Origin of the sequence: Ottowia massiliensis (assembly GCF_900240305.1) — a bacterium.
GTDB lineage: Bacteria > Pseudomonadota > Gammaproteobacteria > Burkholderiales > Burkholderiaceae_C > Ottowia > Ottowia massiliensis.
This window is the reverse complement of sequence record NZ_LT964854.1, coordinates 1,561,355-1,578,078: the sequence shown is the minus strand read 5'-3', so window position 1 is coordinate 1,578,078 and position 16,724 is coordinate 1,561,355. Positions and strand designations below refer to the sequence as shown.

Sequence of the window (16,724 nt, the reverse complement as noted above, 5' to 3'; positions counted from 1 at the left end):
GCTTATCGGATTGCATGGGTATAGAATATCCAGGCATAACTTCATCACCAGCAATAGGCAAATACATGGCAAGTATTGTAGGAGATAAATACGGATTTGAAGAAAACGAAGATGTAAGCTATGACAGAAAACTAATACCAAAGATTTGTTTTTTTTTTTTCAAGCAGAAGACGGCATACGAGATAGGAGTCCGTCTCGTGGGCTCGGAGATGTGTATAAAGAGACAGCTCATGGCCCTGCACGATGCCGCGCGCCAGCACGACGCCGCCTTGCAGGCTGCCCAGGCGCAGCTGCAAGCGGCGCGCGCCCGGGCGGGGCAGGCGCGCGCGGGGCTGCTGCCGCAGGCGGGGCTGAGCGGCAACGTTACGCGCTCGCATCTAGATGTGCACCTGGGCGCCATCGACAACGCCCGCAGCCTCACCCAGCGCAGTCTCAACCTCAACGCCAGCCAGCCGCTGTACCGCCCGGCCAACCGCATTACCGCTACGCAAGGCGAGCGCCAGATGGCGCTGGCCGAAATGCAATGGCAGGCCGCCGCCCAGGAGCTGATCACGCGCCTGGCGCAGGCGTATTTCGACGTGCTGGCCGCGCACGACAGCCTGGAGCTGGCGCGCGCCTTCAAGGCCGCCGTGGGCCAGCAGCTGGAATCGGCGCGCCAGAACTTTGAAGTGGGCAACGCCACCATCACCGACAGCCGCGAGGCGCAAGCCCGGTTCGACCTGGCCCACGCGCAGGAAATCGCCGCCGAAAACGAATGGCGCGTGGCCCGCCTGGCGCTGGAGCAAGTCACCGGCCTGCCCGCGCCCGCGCCGCGCCCGCTGGCGCAACCCGTGCAGCTGCCGGAGGGCCTGCTCAAAACCCCGCTCACCGGCGCCGAAAGCCATGAAAGCGCCGACGCCTGGGCGCAACTGGCGCAAGAGCGCAGCCCCGCCATCGCCCAGGCCCGCCTGGCGCTGGAAGTGGCCGAGCTGGAAACCCGCAAAGCCAAAACCGGTCACCTGCCCACCGTGGACTTGCAAGCGGCCTACGGCTGGCAGCAATACCCCAACGGCAACCCCAGCGTCTCCACCATGCCCTACGCCCCCTACCGCCACCGCGCCGCCAGCGTGGGCGTGGCCGTGAACGTGCCCCTGTTCGCCGGCTTTGCCGTGCAAGAGCGCGTGCGCGAAACCCTTTCCCTGCAAGACAAAGCCCGCGCCGAGCTGGAAGGCGCACGCCGCAACGTCACCCAGGCCGTGCGCAGCGCCTTCTACGGCCTGCAATCGGGCCTGGCGCAAGTTGCGGCGCTGCAAGCGGCAGAAAAAAGCAGCCTCACCGCGCTGCAAGCCAGCCAGACGGGGCTGGAAGCGGGCGTTCGCATCAGCCTGGACGTGCTCAACGCCCAGACCCAGCTCTACCAAACCCGGCGCGACCTGGCCCGCGCCCGCTACGCCGTGCTCACCGGCGCCCTGCGGCTGCGGCAAGCCAGCGGCACGCTGCAAGAAGAAGACTTGCAGCCCATCAACGCCCTGCTGGAGCCGCAGCAAAAAGAAGAACCAGAAGAACCCGCCGCGCCTGGCCAGCCCTGAACCCTTTCAAAAGCGGCAGGCCCTTCAATGGCAGAACGCCGCGAAACATGGCCGGCCCCGATGCGAATCATGAAACCGCCGGCAAAGCGCCCAGCGGCCGCCTGCCCCATGCCAGCGTGGCCAGCGCCGCGAAAGCGCCATGCGGGCTTCATCGCTCCCCCGCGTCTTGCTTTCACGCTCTGCCTCCATGCCCCGCATGCAAAGCCTGGATCAGCTCCTGAATTCATAGCGTGACGTCCTAGTGGAAATTGCGCTGAAGCCTTTTTGAAGCCCATCAGATTTGCTCCTGTTTTTGGCAATTCAACGCCCTTGCCTTTAAAAGGGCGGGCGCATCTCCAACCGGCTATCAGCAGAAAAAACGAGCGCAAAAACCTCCAGAAAAAGCAGACGCGCCGCAGGCGGCCTATGCAATGATGAAAAATTAGGTAACGCCGCCCCTGCTTGCGGCCGCCGGGCTGGCGCGGCTTTGCGCCGCTGCGGCGTTTTCGCAAAACCATTGCAGCGCGCGCATGGCGAAATCTCGCCCCACAGGTTTTTTCAAGGAGAGCAGTTCATGACCGACAAAACCATTTCGCTGGACCTGTACAAGGCCAACGCCGCGCTGCAATTGCGCCTGACCCGGCTGCTGCAAGAAAGCGGCCATCACTGGCTGCAATCCATGCAGCAAACCAGCGCCGAGGGCCTGGCGGAAACATCCGCCAAGATTGAAGGGCTGTTGCAGTCAGCCAGCTGGCAGACGCTGGCCACCCTGCCTACGGAGAGCTTCTGGCGGCTGCTTCGCGCCAGCGACGCCAAAACAGCGCAGCAAATCGCCTTGCAAAACCAGGCCGCCTTCACCCAGGGAGTTCAGCAGGCGCTGCAAGCGTGGCAGGAAGAAATCACCCGCATCATGGCGGCGGCGTCTGACTCATCGCGTGCGGGCCTGCCCGAGTCATGGGCCGCCTGGCTGCCCCGCCTTGCGCCCCACGCCAAAAACGGTGATGAAAAGTAAAGCGCCAAAGGCAGCGCGGCGCGCAGCCGGGTCTTGCGGCCGGGCAAGGATTCACAAGGCCGCTCCGCCTGCTGGATTGCATCAGAAAGAGGAGCGAATTCAAAGGGCAAGAAATGCCGCTCCGCGCAGTTTCCACTAGGACATCATGCTATGGATCAAGGAGCAAATAAGCCTGCTCCCTGATCTGCCCGCGATCCGCCTTGGCCACGCCTTCCGGCCAGGCGGCGAAGAACACGCTCTCAGTGGTTCAGGATCTTGCCCAGAAACTCTTTGGTGCGCGGCTGGCGGCCTTCGGGGTTGCCGAAGAACTCGTCCTTCGAGCAGTCTTCCAGAATGCGCCCGCCCACGTCAATGAAGATGACGCGGCTGGCCACCTTGCGGGCAAAGCCCATTTCGTGGGTGACCACCATCATGGTCATGCCCTCGGCGGCCAGTTTCACCATCACGTCCAGCACTTCGCCCACCATTTCGGGGTCCAGCGCCGAGGTTGGTTCGTCAAACAGCATCACCACCGGGTCCATGCTCAGGGCGCGCGCGATGGCCACGCGCTGCTGCTGGCCGCCCGAGAGCTGGCCGGGGAACTTGTCCTTGTGCGCCATCAGGCCCACGCGGTCCAGCATCTTCAGGCCGCGCGTGCGCGCTTCGTCCTGGCTGCGGCCCAGCACTTTCACTTGCGCCAAGGTCAGGTTCTCCGTCACGTCCAGATGCGGAAACAGCTCGAAATGCTGAAACACCATGCCCACACGGCTGCGCAGCCGGGGCAGGTTGGTCATGGGGCTGGTCACTTCGGTGCCATCCACGGTGATGCGGCCTTTTTGCACCGGCTCCAGGCCATTGACGGTTTTGATCAGCGTGGACTTGCCTGATCCGGACGGCCCGCACACCACCGCCACGTCGCCTTTGTCGATATTCACCGAGCAGTCGCGCAGCACTTGCACCGGCCCATACCATTTGGAGACGTTTTCAATTTTGATCATGGGTTCGCTCATTGCATATTCCTCATCGAATGATGGTTATTTTCGCGTGCAGGCGCCTGACCAGCCATGACAGGCAAAAGCAAATCACGAAATAAACCGCCGCCGCCAGCAGGTAGGCCTCCACCGTGCGGCCATAGGTTTTGCCCGCCACATCCAGCCCCTTGAGCAGGTCATAGGCTCCGATGGCGTAAACCAGCGAAGTATCCTGAAAAAGAATAATGGTCTGCGTGAGCAGCACCGGCAGCATGTTGCGCAGGGCCTGCGGCAATATCACCAGCCGCATGTTCTGCAAATAAGTCATGCCCAGCGCTTCGGCCGCGAAAACCTGCCCGCGCGGAATGGACTGAATGCCCGCGCGCATGATTTCACTGAAATAGGCCGCCTCGAACGCCACGAAAGTCAGCGCCGCCGAATATTCCGCGCCAATCGGCCTGCCAATAATGAAGGGCGCCAGCAGGTAAAACCACAGAATCACCATCACCAGCGGAATGCTGCGCATGCCGCTGATATAGATGGCGGCGGGCCATTGCAGCCATTTCTGGCCCGAAAGGCGCATCAGCGCCAGCAGTGTGCCCAGCGCTAGGCCGCCCAGCGTAGCCACCAGCGTCAGCATCACGCTAAAGCGCAGGCCCTTCCACACGAAGCCTTGCAGCAAGGCCATGTCCACGAAGGAAAAATCCAGATTCATCATGGCTTTTTCCCTTTCAGCGGCCCGCGCCTGCGGCAATCAGCCCCGGCACGCGCGTCTTTTTCTCGATGAAAACCATGACCGCATTCACCGCCAGCGCCGAAATGACGTAAAGCGCCGTCACCGCCAGATAAACCTCCACGGGCCGGGCGGTTTCTTCGCCCGCCTGCATGGCGAACTGCGTCAGCTCCGGCACGGAAACCGCGAAAGCCACTGCCGAATTCTTGAAAATGTTCATTGATTCATTGGCCAGCGGCGGAATGATGATGCGGCCAGCCTGCGGCAGAAGAACCAGGCGGTAATACTGGGCGGTCGTCAGCCCCAGCGCCATGCCCGCCAGGCGCTGCCCGCGCGGCAGCGCCTGAAGGCCCGCCCGCACCTGCTCCGCAATGCGCGCCGAAGTAAACAGCCCCAGCGCCAATACCGCCAGCGCAAATGAAGGCGCGCCCTTGAGCGCCGGAAACAGCGCGGGAAATACGTAATACCAGATGAAAATCTGCACGAGCAGCGGAATATTGCGGAAAACCTCTACCCACGCATGCGCCAGCCGCGCCAGCCAGGGGCTGTGCGGCAGCGTGCGCGCCATGCCGACGGCTGCGCCCGCCAGCAGCGCCAGCAGCAGCGCCGTCAGCGAGATGGACACCGTCCAGCCCCAGGCGCTGAACATCCAGTCCAGATACGTGACATCGCCATTTTTGCCAAAGCAGCCCGGCACGGCCTCATTGGTGAGCGTGTCCTGGCAGAAAACCGACCATTCCATATTCATGGCCCTGATACCTTTTGTCTTGCTTTCCGGTTTCGCGCATGAAAAAGCCCGCCGCCATGGAGGGCGGCGGGCGCTCGCCAAAATGCGCGGGGGGATTATTTCTTCGCGTAATCTTCCATGGGCTTGCTATTGGGATGCGCCCAGGCTTGTTTCGTGCTTTCTGAAACAGGCATGTTCAGCGAAACATTCGTGGGCGGAATGGGCTGCATGAACCATTTGTCGTAGAGTTTTTGCAGCGAGCCGTCGTTAATTTGCCGCTTGATGGAGGCGTCGATGGCTGCGCGGAATTTGTCGTCGCCCTTGCGCAGCATGCAGGCGATGGGTTCTACCGACAGCACTTCGCCGACAATTTTGAAATCCTGCGGATTTTTGGACGTGGCGATATTCTTGGCCAGAATGGAGCCATCCATCACGAAGGCATCGGCGCGGCCTGATTCCAGCAGCAGAAAACTGTCGGCGTGGTCTTTGCCCATGATTTCCTTGAATTCAAGCTTGGAGCCGCGCTCATGGCGGCGCAAATGCTGCACGCTGGTGGTGCCCGTGGTCACGGCCACGGTCTTGCCATTGAGGTCGGCCACGCTCTGGATGCCGGAATCGGCCTTGACGGCCATGCGCACTTCTTCCACGTAGGTCGTCACGGCAAAATCCACGTCTTTTTGCCGCGCCTTGCTATTCGTGGTGGAGCCGCATTCAAAATCAATCGTGCCGTTTTGCATCAGCGGAATGCGGTTTTGCGAAGTGATGACCTGGTAATTGATTTTCAGCGGCTTGCCCACCTGTTTTGCCAGATCATCCACGATGCGTTCGGCCATTTCGGTGTGAAAGCCCACGTATTTGCCGTTGCCCAGCGTATAGCCCAGCCCGGAAGAATCGCGCACGCCCAGATTTACCGTGCCGCTGGATTTGATTTTTTCCAGCGTGTCAGCATTCTGCGCCAGGGTCGCGCCCGCCAGCATGGAAAAAGCCGCCAGGGCCAACAGTTTCTTTTTCATCATTCAATCCTTCGCTTGAAATCGGCATGAAAACACGCTGGCCAGCTGGCCGGCATGTGAAAGAGATGCTATATGAAATTGGAGCACGCTGCGACCTGGATTACCCTTGCAGCGGTTTTCCAATAATGCCGGTATTTTCCCTGAAGGGTTTTCCCTTGATTTTCCCTGGCGCGGGCCGCCTTGTCCGCGCCTGCGCCAGCGTGTTTCTGTGCATTTCTGGCAGGCCGGCGTTGAATTGCGGCGGCTTTCCCGCTCAACCCGCCCGGGCGCAGTGTTTTGCCGCAGCAAGGTATGCTGCAAGGCTTTCAACCCCAAGCCAAAGGAGGCTTTGCATGTCCAAAATCATCGTTGTCTATCACTCCGGCTATGGCCACACGCAGCGCATGGCGCAGGCCGTGGCCGATGGCGCGGGCGCCGAGCTGATCGCCATTGATGCCGAGGGCAACCTGCCCGAAGGCGCGTGGGAGCGGCTCAATGCCGCTGGCGCCATCATTTTTGGCACGCCCACCTACATGGGCGGCCCCAGCTGGCAGTTCAAGAAGTTTGCCGATGCTTCGAGCAAAGCCTGGGCCGCCCGCGCCTGGCAAGACAAGGTGTTTGGCGGCTTCACCAACAGCGCCAGCCTCAACGGCGACAAGCAGGTGACGGTGCAATACCTGCAAACGCTGGCCTCGCAGCACGGCGGCCTGTGGGTGAGCCTGGGGCTGCTGCCTTCCAACAAGAAAGACGCTTCCCGCGCCGATCTGAACGCCCTGGGCGGCTCCGTGGGCGCACTGGCCGCCACGCCGGCTGACGCCAGCGCGCAAGAGATGCTGCAAGGCGATCTGGACACCGCCCGCGCCTACGGCGAGCGCGTTGCCAAGACGCTCGCGCGCCTCAAGTAAGCGCCGTTTCCCGGAGCCAGTGCCTGCAGGGCGGGCGCTGGCTTTTCTTTTGCCTTTCGCCCCGCTTTCCTTGCCGCCCATTTCGCGCTTCTCATGCTCCAGCATCCCCAGATTGATCCCGTGGCCCTGCATCTGGGGCCGCTTTCCGTGCACTGGTACGGCCTGACTTACCTGGCCGCTTTCGCCCTTTTTTATGTGCTGGCCAGGCTGCGGCTGAAGCACCAGCCTTTCGCCAGCGTCACCCAGCCCGCGCCGTGGACGATGCGCGATGTGGAAGACCTGCTGTTTTGGGGCGTGCTGGGCGTCATCCTCGGCGGGCGGCTGGGCTACGTGCTGTTTTACAAGCCGGCCTGGTATGCCAGCCACCCGCTGGAAATCTTTGCCATCTGGCAAGGCGGCATGAGTTTTCACGGCGGCATGCTGGGCGTGATTCTTGCCATGATGCTGTGGGCCTGGAAAAAGCAGCGCCCGTGGCTGCAAGTCACTGATTTGGTGGCCCCTTGCGTGCCAACGGGCCTGGCGGCCGGGCGCATGGGCAACTTCATCAATGGCGAACTCTGGGGCCGCGTGGCCAGCCCCGATTTGCCCTGGGGCATGGTTTTTCGCGGCGCGGGCGATCTGCCCCGCCATCCTTCGCAGATTTATCAGGCGCTGCTGGAAGGCGTGCTGCTGTTCGTGCTGCTGTGGCTCTACGCCCGCCAGCCGCGCAAGACGGGGCAGGTCAGCGGCGCTTTTCTCGTGGGCTACGGCGTGATGCGCTTTGCCGTGGAGTTTTTCCGCGAGCCGGACGCCCATCTGGGCCTGCTGGGGCTGGGTCTGTCGATGGGCCAGTGGCTGTGCGTGCCCATGATCGCCATTGGCCTGGGAATGTGGGCCTGGGCCAGCCGCCGCTGAAGCCGCTATCGGAACCATAGCTGCCAATCCAGTCTGCACCAGGACTTGCGGCCGGTTTGATGCCTGAACCTGGCTTTTGAAATGCCTTCGCCTTCCTGCGCTTCGCTCATTTGCCACCCGGCCAGCCCTGTGCCGCCGAGCGTGCGCGTGGCGGCCTGCGCCTGGCGCGAAGCGGGCGGGCTGGGGCTGCGCCATGAAGTGCGCGCGCCCGCTGGCTGGCTGGACTGCCCGCCGCCTGCCCGCCATCTGGCCGCACGCGCTGATGGCCTGTGGCGGCGCACTTGTCTGGAAGCCTTCGTGGCCGCCGAACAACCGGGCAACGAGGGCGCGGATGAAGGCGAGGGCGGCGGCGAATACTGCGAGTTCAACCTCTCGCCCGATGGCCGCTGGACCGCCTACGCCTTTTGCGCCGAACGCGTGCGCCACACGGCCAGCGCCTGGCAGGCATGGGAAGCGCGCGCCCGCCCCGCGCGCTTTGCCTGCTCGCTGCAAGGCGATGCGGCCTGCCTGGCGCTGGAAGCGTTTTGGCCTGATCTGCCGCTGCCCGCCGCTGCCGTCTGGCGCGTGGGCCTGTGCGCCGTGCTGCAAGCCGCTGGCGCCCTGAGCTACTGGGCGCTGCGCCACCCCATGCCGCGCCCCGACTTTCACCACTTTGCAGGCCGCTTGCTGCGCCTGCCGCCGCCATGAAATGGTTGCCTCTTTGTGCTTTCTGCCTTGCCTTGCGCCATGAAAACCGGCCTTGAACGCTTCATTGAATCTCCCGGACTGCGCCGCCCGCTGCACGGCGCGCGCGTGGCGCTGCTGGCGCATCCGGCCTCGGTCACGCGCGGCCTGGCGCACGCGCTGGACGCGCTGGCGGCGCTGCCTGACGTGCGGCTGAGCGCCGCCTTCGGCCCGCAGCACGGCCTGCGCGGCGACAAGCAGGACAACATGGTGGAGTCGGACGATTTCACCGATCCGCGCCTGGGCATTCCCGTCTTCAGCCTCTACGGCCCGGTGCGCCGCCCCACCGACGAAATGATGCAAAGCTTTGACGTGCTGCTGGTGGATTTGCAAGACCTGGGCTGCCGCATCTACACCTTCATCACCACCTTGCGCTATGTGCTGGAAGCCGCTGCGCGCCACGGCAAGGCCGTGTGGGTGCTGGACCGGCCCAACCCCGCTGGCCGGCCCGTGGAAGGCTTGCGCCTGCGCCCGGGCTGGGAGAGCTTTGTGGGCGCGGGGCCGCTGCCCATGCGCCACGGCCTCACGCTGGGCGAGCTGGGGCGCTGGTTTGTGGACTGGCTGGGCCTGCGCGTGGACTACCGCGTGATCGAAATGCAGGGCTGGCAGCCCGAAGCGGCCCCCGGCTTTGGCTGGCCCGAAGGGCCGTGGGTCAATCCCAGCCCCAACGCCGCCAGCCTGAACATGGCGCGCGCCTACGCGGGCACCGTCATGCTCGAAGGCTGCACGCTGTCTGAAGGCCGGGGCACCACCCGCCCGCTGGAGCTGCTGGGCGCGCCTGGCCTGGGCGCCGCCCGCCTGCTGGCCGACATGCGCGAAATGGCCCCGGACTGGCTGGCCGGCTGCCTGCTGCGCCCGTGCTGGTTCGAGCCGACTTTTCACAAGCACCAGGGGCAGCTGTGCGCGGGCCTGCAAATTCACACCGAAGACCCGGCCAGCTACCGCCACGCGGCCTTTCGCCCCTGGCGGCTGGTGGCCCTGGCCCTGAAGGCCCTGCGCCGCCAGTGGCCCGATGCGCCGCTGTGGCGCGACTTCGCCTACGAATACGAGCATGGCCGCCTGGCCATCGACCTCATCAACGGCAGCAGCCTGCTGCGCGAATGGGTGGACGACGCGCAAGCGGCCTGCGCCGACCTGGACGCGCTGGCCCGCGCCGACGAAGCCGCCTGGCAGCAAGAGCGCGCGGCGTATCTGCTGTACTGAAGGCTGGCAGACGCCCCAGAAACAGGAGCAAATCTGGCGGGGTCAAAATGCCGCTTCGCGCAGATTCCACTAGGACCTCTCGCTATGAATAAAGGAGCGAAATAGCGCCCCGCAGCGAACGCCCCTCGGCGCGGCTTTCAGCGCTTTGCGCCTGCCTGGCGCAGGTTGTATTCCATGCCGCCAGCGGGGGCGGCGGGGTCGAGGATGCCCGGGGCCAGCTCCACCTGAACGGTTTGCCCGCCCACGGTCACGGGGCTGTCCGCGCCTTCCTGCGCGCGGGCCTGCCAGTATTCAACGCGCAGGCGGTCTGCGCCTTGCCAGCGGAGGTTGGCGCCCCAGGCCTGTTCGTTGCGGGTGGCGCCCATCAGGCGGGCGGCGGGCCGGCCCTGCGCGGCAGCGCCTTGAGGCAGCACGAACACTTCGTACTGAAAGGCGTCTGTCGCGCCCGTGTTGATTTCCATCAGCACGGCGTCCAGCCGCGCGCCGCCGGGGGCGGGCAGGCGCGCGACTTCATCGCGCGCGGCGGCCGCCGGTGCGGGGTTGCAGCCGCTCAGGGCCAGCCAGGCGGCGGCACAGGCGGCGCTTGCGCGGAGAACACGGCTCATGCGGCTTGCACAGGCAACGCGGCAGGCCACTCAATCGCTCCAGACGCGCCACAGGCCGGAGTTGTAGTACTCGTAGCCTTTTTTGATTTGCGCCTGGTCGGCAGGATCGTCGCCGTAGGGGCCGCCATTCAAATCCCAAGGGCCGCCCCATCCGTCCTGCGATGTGCCCGCCTTTGTCTGGGCATCGCCCGCGCCACGCAGAGCCACCTGCTCCGGGATGCCCGTAGCGGCGGCGGTCAGGCCAAAGTTGAAGTTGCCGAAGTCCTGGTACTGCGCGCCCTGCTGCTTGTAGTCCCACGGCCCCTTGTTCTGCACCTGGGATTTGAACCAGCCCGTCGTATCCAGAACGGAGTGGGCATGGGACTCCTTGATGTTCTGGTCCATTGAAACGCCGGGCGGCATGGTCTGCTTGTCCACGATGCCGGCGGCCTCGGCCTGCTCGCGCGTCAGGACTTTGCCCAGCGCCGTGCCCGTGCGCTGCGCGGCTTCGCCATTGGGGTCATTGGTCAGACCCCGCGCGGCGGATTGCTGCATGCTGGCCAGCGGCTGGGCGCCCGCCTTGAACAGGCTCGTGCGGCTGGCAAGGTCTGAAGGCGGCAAGGCGGCCGCGCCCGCGAGAATGTCCTGCAACTGCTTGTCGTCAAAGGAAATCGTCGTCGTTGCGCCGCCGGGTTGCCCCGATGTGACGGTGGTGAGCCGCTCGCCTGAAGCGGCCTTCATCACGTCATCAAGCTTGCCCGCCTGCTCCAGGCCCTGCGCGGCGCTGGCGAACTGGGCGGGCGAGTCTTTCAGGCTGCCCAGCACCTGCGCGATGGCGCGGGCATTGTCATTGCCCGCCGTGGCGGTGGAGACGCCAAAGCCCGCTTCGATTTTTGCCGCGCCGTCGGCATCGCCTTGCAGAGCCTGGATGTACTCGGCCTTGCGGTCGGCGGGCGTGTGGCTGGCGACGGAAGCGGCCACGTCCGTTGCGCCGAAAGCCTTGGACACGCGGGCAAGCTGCGAGGCATCCAGATCTTTGGCGAAAACGTTGAGCAGGTCGCGCCGGTCATCGGCGTTCAGCGGGCTGTTCAGCCCCTTGGTTTCAGCGGCCCAGTGCTTGAGTTCGTCATCAGAGAGCTTGCCAATGGCCTCGTTGCGCTCAGAAGGCGACAACTCCTTGAGCGCCTGCGTGCTGTCCTTGAGTTCGGACTGCGTAACGTCCCAGTCCAGCCAGTTTTCGTTCAGATTGTTTCTGACGCGGTTCAGTGCGGCATCCACGCTCATGTGAGATCTCCTGTCATCGGTTGAACACGCCGCGATTGGAGCGCTCTGCCGCTGGCAACACAAGCCCGGGCATTTGCCCGGGCCGCCAGCGCAAGCAGGGTTTACCCCTAGGGAGACACCCGCCCGGCGGCAAGCGTCTGCAACCGGCGCGAGATATGCCCTAACAATGACTTACAGCCTGCCTGCATCCGGTTTCAAGCACTTGGTTGCAATTAAGGCGTTCTTCTTTCAAAGCACAGGATTTCAAGCCGCCTCTGCGGGAACCCGTTCGCGGCCCGGGCACAAGCGAAGCAAGCGCCAGCTGGCGTTGGCGGCGCTGAAAGCACTGTGCCAATTTAGCTCTTTTATTCATAGCATGAGGTCTTAGTAGAGATTGCGCGAACCAGTGTTTTGCCCCCTTTGATTCGCTCCTCTTTTTAAAACTATCTGGCGGGCGGGGCCAGCCCAATGGCGGCGCTTGCCAGCGCCAGCGCAGCAGAATGCGGCGCCCGCTCAAACGGAGCCTGCCGCTTTCGCTACGTGGGCCGCCCGCAGAACTTTCTCCCCAAGCGCCATGCAAGACGATCTTTTCCCCAACGCCTCGCCTGCTTCTCCCTCCCGCCCCTGCCGCGTGCTCATGGTCTGCACGGGCAACATCTGCCGCAGCCCTACGGCGCATGGCGTGCTGCGGAAAATGGCCGATGAGGCTGGGCAGGGCGCGCGCGTTCAGGTTGATTCGGCTGGCACGCATGGCTACCACACGGGTGAGCCGCCGGATGCGCGCTCGCAACGCCATGCCCTCTGGCGCGGCTATGACCTCAGCCAGCAGCGCGCTCGCCAGCTGACGGCGCAGGATTTTGAAAACTTCGATCTCATTTTGGTGATGGATGCCGCCAATGAGCGCGCCGCCCGCGCCCTGTGCCCGCCCGCGCTGCGCCACAAGCTGCGGCGCTTGACGGACTTTTGCACGCGCCACAGATCGGCGCAGGAAGTGCCCGACCCCTACTACGGCGGCGCTGCCGGCTTTGAAAAGGTGCTTGATCTGGCCGAAGACGCCTGCGCGGGCGTGCTTCGCAGCATCTGCTCCTGACTGAATTCACGGCCCGCCCGCGCCGCCTGCCTGCGGGGCGGCTGATGGAGGCAGCCAGCCCGGCGCCCCCTCACCTGTCAGGATGCACAAAAGAGGAGCAAATTTGAGGGCAGAAAATACCGCCTTGCGCAATATCCACTAGGACATCCTGCTATGGATAAATGAGCAAATTTCCACCATGCGGCAACTGCCCCCGCCCTTGCTCATGCCGGGCGGCCCTGGCTCTCTGGCAGAAGATCCAGTCTGGCCGCCAGAGGCCGCCGCTTGCGCCTGCCGGCAGGGCGCAGCGGCGGCAGGAAGAAGCAAGTGGGCGCGGCCTGCCTTACTTGGCGTAGCTGTAAACGCCCTGCCCCGTTTTGCGGCCCAGGCGGCCAGCGGCCACGTATTCGCGCAGCAGGGGGCTGGGGCGGTATTTGCCGTCGCCAAACTGCTGATGGAGAACTTCCATGATGGCCAGACACACATCCAGCCCGATCATGTCGGCCAGAGCCAGGGGGCCAATGGGGTGGTTGCAGCCCAGCTTCATGCCCGCATCGATGTCTTCCGCCGAAGCGACGCCCTCGGAGAGGACAAAGAAGGCTTCGTTGATCATGGGCAGCAGGATGCGATTGACGACGAAGCCGGACGAGTTGCGGACGGTGATGGGTGTTTTGCCCAGCGCCGTGGCCAGCTCGGTGACGGCGGCGTGAGTGGCGTCGCTGGTTTGCAGGCCGCGAATGATTTCGACCAGCGCCATCATGGGCACCGGGTTGAAAAAGTGCATGCCGACAAAGCGGTCGGGGCGGCTGGTGGCGGCGGCCAGCTGGGTGATGGAAATGGAAGAGGTGTTGGTCGCCAGCAGGGTTTCGGGCGCGAGCAGGGCATCCAGCTGGGCCAGGATTTTGTTTTTGATTTCGTGGTTTTCCGTGGCGGCTTCGATCACGAGCTGGGCGGGTTTGAGCGCAGCGTAGTCGGTGCTGGTCTGGATGCAGGCCAGGGCGGCGTCTTTCTGGGCGGCGGTGATTTTTTCCTTGGCCAGCAGACGGTCCAGGCTTTTGCTGATGCCGGCCAGCCCTTTGTCCACGGCAGCCTGCGAGATGTCGATGAGGATGACGCGGATGCCCTTGACTGCGCATGCCTGGGCGATGCCGCTGCCCATGGTGCCTGCGCCAACGACGCCAACTGTTTGAATGCTCATTTTGATTTCTCCGTTTTTTGATGAAAAAGGAAGCAGGCCTGATGGTCTGTTTCAGGAAACCTTGTTCAGCCCCGCGCGCGAATGTTTCAAGGCGAACCTCAGACGCTGTGAATGCATGGCGCAGCCTTGCTCTTTCGCTGACGGGCAGGCGGTGAACAAAAGCTTGCAGGGCATGGTAGCGAAGGGCGGCGGCCGCCGCCTTGATCCGGTCGGCTATTTCGCCAAACTGTTCATGCGCCAGCTGGCGCGCATGTGGCTGGCCTGGTTGATCAGGCGCTCCAGATCGTCCGCCTGGCTGTTGGTGACGGCATGCTCCAGCTTGGCCAAGGCATGCTGGAAGTGGTGGAGCTGGGCGATGAGTTCTTCGCGGTTGGCGATGAGCACGTCGCGCCAGACTTGCGGATCGCTGGCGGCAATGCGGCTGAAATCACGAAAGCCCGGGCCGGCCAGCGACAGGAAGACGGCGGCCTGCTCCTGCTGGCTGGCAATGCCGTTCATCATGGCAAAGGCCAGCATGTGCGGCAGGTGGCTGACGGCGGCAAAGGCGGCATCGTGCGCTTCAGCCGACATCTGCGACACGCTGCAACCCAGCGCCTGCCACATTTCAGTGGCTTTTTCGAGCTTGGCCGTCTGCGTGCGCTCCATGGGCGTGATGATGATTTGCTTGCCCGTAAAGAGCATGGGGTCGGCGTTTTCCACGCCGGAGACTTCGCGCCCGGCAATGGGGTGGCAGGGCACGAAGGAGCCGACGTCGTGCTTGAGCACGCGGCGCACGGCATCAATCACGTCGCGCTTGGTGGACCCCATGTCCATCAGCAGCATGGACGGATTGACGAGATGGCGGATGGCCTTGAGCGTGGACTCGGTCGCCGAAACAGGCACGGCCAGCATGACCAGATCGGCGCCCGACACAGCCAGCAGGGCGGAAGGCGCTTCCACATCAATCACGCCCATTTCGCGCGCTTTTTCGGTGGTGGACGGCGATTTGCTGTAGCCCACGATGCGCTTGACCAGCCCCGCCCTTTTCATCGCCAAGGCAAAGGAGCCGCCCATCAGGCCGCAGCCGATTAATCCCAGTTGTTCAAACATCTTGCCCCAGGGGATAGGCCCCCAGCACTTTGTAAAAGGACGACAGGGCCTGAAGCTCGGCCAGCGCGGCGGCCAGGTGCGGTTGCTCAATGTGGCCCGCGATGTCGATATAAAAATAGTATTCCCACTGGCCGGATTTGGCGGGGCGGGATTCGAAGCGCGTCATGGACACGCCATGCTTTTTCAGCGGCGTGAGCAAGTCATGAACCGACCCTGGACGGTTGGGCACGCTGACGACGATGCTGGTGCAATCGCGCCCCGTAGGCCGGGGCATGCCCATGGTCTGCGGCAGGCAGATGATGGCAAAGCGTGTGCGGTTGCTGGCCTGGTCTTGCACGGCATGGGCCACGATGTGCAGGCCGAACTGCGCGGCGGCGCGCTCGCTGGCCAATGCGGCCCAGGCCGGGTTTTCCGCCGCCAGGCGCGCGCCTTCGGCATTGCTGGAGACGGCGCGGCGCTCGGCCAGCGGCAGGTGCTGCGCAAGCCAGTCCTGGCATTGCATGAGTGCCTGAGGGTGTGCCAGAACGACTTCGATGCCGTCCAAGTCGTTGCGCTGGCGCAGCAGGTTGTGGCGCACGGCCAGGCTGACTTCGCCCACCACATGCACTGGCGAGCGCAAGAACAGATCGAACGAACGGGCCACCACGCCTTCAGTGGAGTTTTCCATGCCGACCACGCCGAACTGCGCCGTGCCAGCCGCCGTGGCATGAAAAACTTCATCAAAGCTGTTGCAGTACACCAGATTGACGGCGCTGCCAAAGTATTCAATGGCCGCCTGTTCGCAAAACGTGCCCTGCGGGCCTAGCACGGCCACGCGCGGCGGCACTTCCAGCGCAAGGCAGGCGGACATGATCTCGCGCCAGATGCTGGCGACATGGTCGTTGAGCAGCGGCCCCGTGTTGCTGGCCTGGACTTTGTGAATGACTTGGGCTACCCGGTCGGGCCGGAAAAAGGGGGTGCCTTCCTGGCGCTTGAGCTCTCCCACCTGTTCGGCCACCCGCGCGCGCTGATTGAGCAGCGCAAGCAATTGGGCATCCAACTCGTCAATTTGCGCGCGCAACACCCCCAAGGCATCAGACTGAACAGGCTGCGCCAAAGAGGCGGAGTGCGCGGGTGGCGGCAAGGAAGAGCTTGCGCTCATGGCTTATTGCTTCTGTTCGACGCGCTCGACTTTGGTCTTGATGCCGCCGGATGCGCCATCAGACGCAGAGGCGGGCGCTGCTTTTGTCTCGGCCTTTGTTTCAGCCTTTGTTTCCGGCTTGGCTGCCGCAGCAGGCTTGGCGCCTGTGGCCGCTTTCACAATCTTGGCTGCGGCTTCATCAAATTTCTTGAGATGCCCTTCCACGGTGGATTCCGTGGCATTGATGATTTGCGCGGCCCAAGCGTTGGCAGCCTGACCGCCCGCCTCCTGGAATTTGGCGCTGGCGGGCGACTCCAGATAGGCGACGATGGTTTTCAGCTCGTCGGCTGACAATTTCTCCACATAGACAGGCACAAGAGCGGATTCAGCCGTTTTGGCGGCCTGCGCCTCTACGGTTTTGCCTGTGGCATCCAGCAGCTTTTTCAGTTCGACATCCAGTTTCTCGCGCACATCCTTTTGCTTGTCGGCAGGCACGTTCTGATCAATGTTCTGTGACCAGGTGGCAATGACGGGCTGCGCAACGGCATTCACCAGTTGGTTGGCAAGCTGGACGGAGTCGTTTTTTTGCTGGATTTGGGCCAGCTTCACGGCCAGGGCCTTTTTGGCGTCGTCCGCTTTCGCGTCTTGGGCATGCGCCGCGAAAGGCAGGGCGCAAACGGCCAGAGTGAGGGCGGCCAGGGTTTTGTTGAACATG

The 16,724-nt window shown here is 63.7% G+C and carries 17 protein-coding genes; 7 read left to right on the top strand and 10 right to left on the bottom strand.

The window, feature by feature from the left end:
• Positions 1–230: 230 nt before the first annotated feature.
• Positions 231–1,568 carry a TolC family outer membrane protein gene (locus tag C1720_RS07190; RefSeq protein ID WP_233199847.1) on the top strand — a complete coding sequence of 446 codons (1,338 nt, stop codon included), beginning with the start codon at positions 231–233 and terminating at the stop codon, positions 1,566–1,568.
• A 553-nt stretch (positions 1,569–2,121) separates the two neighbouring features.
• The gene (locus C1720_RS07185) at positions 2,122–2,559 is read left to right on the top strand and encodes a hypothetical protein (RefSeq protein ID WP_050714970.1); all 438 of its coding nucleotides are present in this window, start codon (positions 2,122–2,124) and stop codon (positions 2,557–2,559) included.
• A 239-nt stretch (positions 2,560–2,798) separates the two neighbouring features.
• Here C1720_RS07185 and C1720_RS07180 read toward each other — a convergent pair whose 3' ends face one another.
• The 4 genes from C1720_RS07180 to C1720_RS07165 all read right to left on the bottom strand — a co-directional run bounded on the left by C1720_RS07180 (position 2,799) and on the right by C1720_RS07165 (position 5,982).
• A complete protein-coding gene (locus C1720_RS07180) occupies positions 2,799–3,536 on the bottom strand; it encodes an amino acid ABC transporter ATP-binding protein (RefSeq protein WP_102284561.1) in 738 nt (245 codons plus the stop codon).
• 22 nt (positions 3,537–3,558) lie between these two features.
• Positions 3,559–4,224 carry an amino acid ABC transporter permease gene (locus tag C1720_RS07175; RefSeq protein ID WP_050714971.1) on the bottom strand — a complete coding sequence of 222 codons (666 nt, stop codon included), beginning with the start codon at positions 4,222–4,224 and terminating at the stop codon, positions 3,559–3,561.
• 16 nt (positions 4,225–4,240) lie between these two features.
• Positions 4,241–4,990, bottom strand: coding sequence for an amino acid ABC transporter permease (locus C1720_RS07170; RefSeq protein ID WP_050714972.1), 750 nt, complete (start codon positions 4,988–4,990; stop codon positions 4,241–4,243).
• A 95-nt stretch (positions 4,991–5,085) separates the two neighbouring features.
• The gene (locus C1720_RS07165) at positions 5,086–5,982 is read right to left on the bottom strand and encodes an amino acid ABC transporter substrate-binding protein (protein ID WP_102284560.1); all 897 of its coding nucleotides are present in this window, start codon (positions 5,980–5,982) and stop codon (positions 5,086–5,088) included.
• A 332-nt stretch (positions 5,983–6,314) separates the two neighbouring features.
• On the opposite strand from C1720_RS07165, the gene C1720_RS07160 reads away from it, so the two are divergent.
• The 4 genes from C1720_RS07160 to C1720_RS07145 all read left to right on the top strand — a co-directional run bounded on the left by C1720_RS07160 (position 6,315) and on the right by C1720_RS07145 (position 9,686).
• The gene (locus C1720_RS07160; protein ID WP_102283734.1) at positions 6,315–6,866 is read left to right on the top strand and encodes a flavodoxin family protein; all 552 of its coding nucleotides are present in this window, start codon (positions 6,315–6,317) and stop codon (positions 6,864–6,866) included.
• 93 nt (positions 6,867–6,959) lie between these two features.
• Positions 6,960–7,760: a prolipoprotein diacylglyceryl transferase gene (lgt, locus tag C1720_RS07155; RefSeq protein WP_102283733.1), complete on the top strand. Its 801-nt coding sequence runs from the start codon at positions 6,960–6,962 to the stop codon at positions 7,758–7,760.
• Positions 7,761–7,841: 81 nt separating this feature from the next.
• The gene (locus tag C1720_RS07150; RefSeq protein ID WP_102283732.1) at positions 7,842–8,447 is read left to right on the top strand and encodes a DOMON domain-containing protein; all 606 of its coding nucleotides are present in this window, start codon (positions 7,842–7,844) and stop codon (positions 8,445–8,447) included.
• Positions 8,448–8,486: 39 nt separating this feature from the next.
• The gene (locus tag C1720_RS07145; RefSeq protein WP_199170972.1) at positions 8,487–9,686 is read left to right on the top strand and encodes an exo-beta-N-acetylmuramidase NamZ family protein; all 1,200 of its coding nucleotides are present in this window, start codon (positions 8,487–8,489) and stop codon (positions 9,684–9,686) included.
• A gap of 137 nt (positions 9,687–9,823) precedes the next feature.
• Here the strand turns inward: C1720_RS07145 and C1720_RS07140 are convergent, their stop codons facing one another.
• Positions 9,824–10,291: a hypothetical protein gene (locus C1720_RS07140; protein ID WP_102283730.1), complete on the bottom strand. Its 468-nt coding sequence runs from the start codon at positions 10,289–10,291 to the stop codon at positions 9,824–9,826.
• 30 nt (positions 10,292–10,321) lie between these two features.
• Positions 10,322–11,554, bottom strand: a complete 1,233-nt coding sequence (locus C1720_RS14225) for a polymorphic toxin type 44 domain-containing protein (protein ID WP_233199845.1) — start codon at positions 11,552–11,554, stop codon at positions 10,322–10,324.
• Positions 11,555–12,107: 553 nt separating this feature from the next.
• Between C1720_RS14225 and C1720_RS07130 the strand changes: the two genes are divergently transcribed.
• On the top strand, positions 12,108–12,623 hold the full coding sequence (locus C1720_RS07130) for a low molecular weight protein-tyrosine-phosphatase (RefSeq protein ID WP_500797085.1): 516 nt from the start codon (positions 12,108–12,110) through the stop codon (positions 12,621–12,623).
• Between the two features lie 322 nt (positions 12,624–12,945).
• Here C1720_RS07130 and C1720_RS07125 read toward each other — a convergent pair whose 3' ends face one another.
• The 4 genes from C1720_RS07125 to C1720_RS07110 all read right to left on the bottom strand — a co-directional run bounded on the left by C1720_RS07125 (position 12,946) and on the right by C1720_RS07110 (position 16,723).
• Entirely contained in the window at positions 12,946–13,800 is an 855-nt protein-coding gene (locus C1720_RS07125; protein ID WP_102283729.1) for a 3-hydroxybutyryl-CoA dehydrogenase, read from the bottom strand.
• Between the two features lie 213 nt (positions 13,801–14,013).
• The gene (locus C1720_RS07120; RefSeq protein ID WP_050714979.1) at positions 14,014–14,889 is read right to left on the bottom strand and encodes a prephenate dehydrogenase; all 876 of its coding nucleotides are present in this window, start codon (positions 14,887–14,889) and stop codon (positions 14,014–14,016) included.
• Positions 14,882–16,030: a prephenate dehydratase gene (gene pheA / locus C1720_RS07115; protein ID WP_050714980.1), complete on the bottom strand. Its 1,149-nt coding sequence runs from the start codon at positions 16,028–16,030 to the stop codon at positions 14,882–14,884. The genes C1720_RS07120 and pheA overlap by 8 nt, the downstream gene beginning before the upstream one ends.
• A 3-nt stretch (positions 16,031–16,033) precedes the next feature.
• Positions 16,034–16,723, bottom strand: coding sequence for a hypothetical protein (locus C1720_RS07110; protein WP_102283728.1), 690 nt, complete (start codon positions 16,721–16,723; stop codon positions 16,034–16,036).
• Between the last annotated feature and the right edge of the window lies 1 nt (position 16,724).

Excerpts from the sequence above, each read along its gene's own strand:
- C1720_RS07190 (WP_233199847.1), top strand. The coding sequence starts at position 231 with ATGGCCCTGCACGATGCCGCGCGCCAGCACGACGCCGCCTTGCAGGCT.
- C1720_RS07185 (WP_050714970.1), top strand. The coding sequence starts at position 2,122 with ATGACCGACAAAACCATTTCGCTGGACCTGTACAAGGCCAACGCCGCG.
- C1720_RS07180 (WP_102284561.1), bottom strand. The coding sequence starts at position 3,536 with ATGATCAAAATTGAAAACGTCTCCAAATGGTATGGGCCGGTGCAAGTG.
- C1720_RS07175 (WP_050714971.1), bottom strand. The coding sequence starts at position 4,224 with ATGAATCTGGATTTTTCCTTCGTGGACATGGCCTTGCTGCAAGGCTTC.
- C1720_RS07170 (WP_050714972.1), bottom strand. The coding sequence starts at position 4,990 with ATGAATATGGAATGGTCGGTTTTCTGCCAGGACACGCTCACCAATGAG.
- C1720_RS07165 (WP_102284560.1), bottom strand. The coding sequence starts at position 5,982 with ATGAAAAAGAAACTGTTGGCCCTGGCGGCTTTTTCCATGCTGGCGGGC.
- C1720_RS07160 (WP_102283734.1), top strand. The coding sequence starts at position 6,315 with ATGTCCAAAATCATCGTTGTCTATCACTCCGGCTATGGCCACACGCAG.
- lgt (WP_102283733.1), top strand. The coding sequence starts at position 6,960 with ATGCTCCAGCATCCCCAGATTGATCCCGTGGCCCTGCATCTGGGGCCG.
- C1720_RS07150 (WP_102283732.1), top strand. The coding sequence starts at position 7,842 with ATGCCTTCGCCTTCCTGCGCTTCGCTCATTTGCCACCCGGCCAGCCCT.
- C1720_RS07145 (WP_199170972.1), top strand. The coding sequence starts at position 8,487 with ATGAAAACCGGCCTTGAACGCTTCATTGAATCTCCCGGACTGCGCCGC.
- C1720_RS07140 (WP_102283730.1), bottom strand. The coding sequence starts at position 10,291 with ATGAGCCGTGTTCTCCGCGCAAGCGCCGCCTGTGCCGCCGCCTGGCTG.
- C1720_RS14225 (WP_233199845.1), bottom strand. The coding sequence starts at position 11,554 with ATGAGCGTGGATGCCGCACTGAACCGCGTCAGAAACAATCTGAACGAA.
- C1720_RS07130 (WP_500797085.1), top strand. The coding sequence starts at position 12,108 with ATGCAAGACGATCTTTTCCCCAACGCCTCGCCTGCTTCTCCCTCCCGC.
- C1720_RS07125 (WP_102283729.1), bottom strand. The coding sequence starts at position 13,800 with ATGAGCATTCAAACAGTTGGCGTCGTTGGCGCAGGCACCATGGGCAGC.
- C1720_RS07120 (WP_050714979.1), bottom strand. The coding sequence starts at position 14,889 with ATGTTTGAACAACTGGGATTAATCGGCTGCGGCCTGATGGGCGGCTCC.
- pheA (WP_050714980.1), bottom strand. The coding sequence starts at position 16,030 with ATGAGCGCAAGCTCTTCCTTGCCGCCACCCGCGCACTCCGCCTCTTTG.
- C1720_RS07110 (WP_102283728.1), bottom strand. The coding sequence starts at position 16,723 with ATGTTCAACAAAACCCTGGCCGCCCTCACTCTGGCCGTTTGCGCCCTG.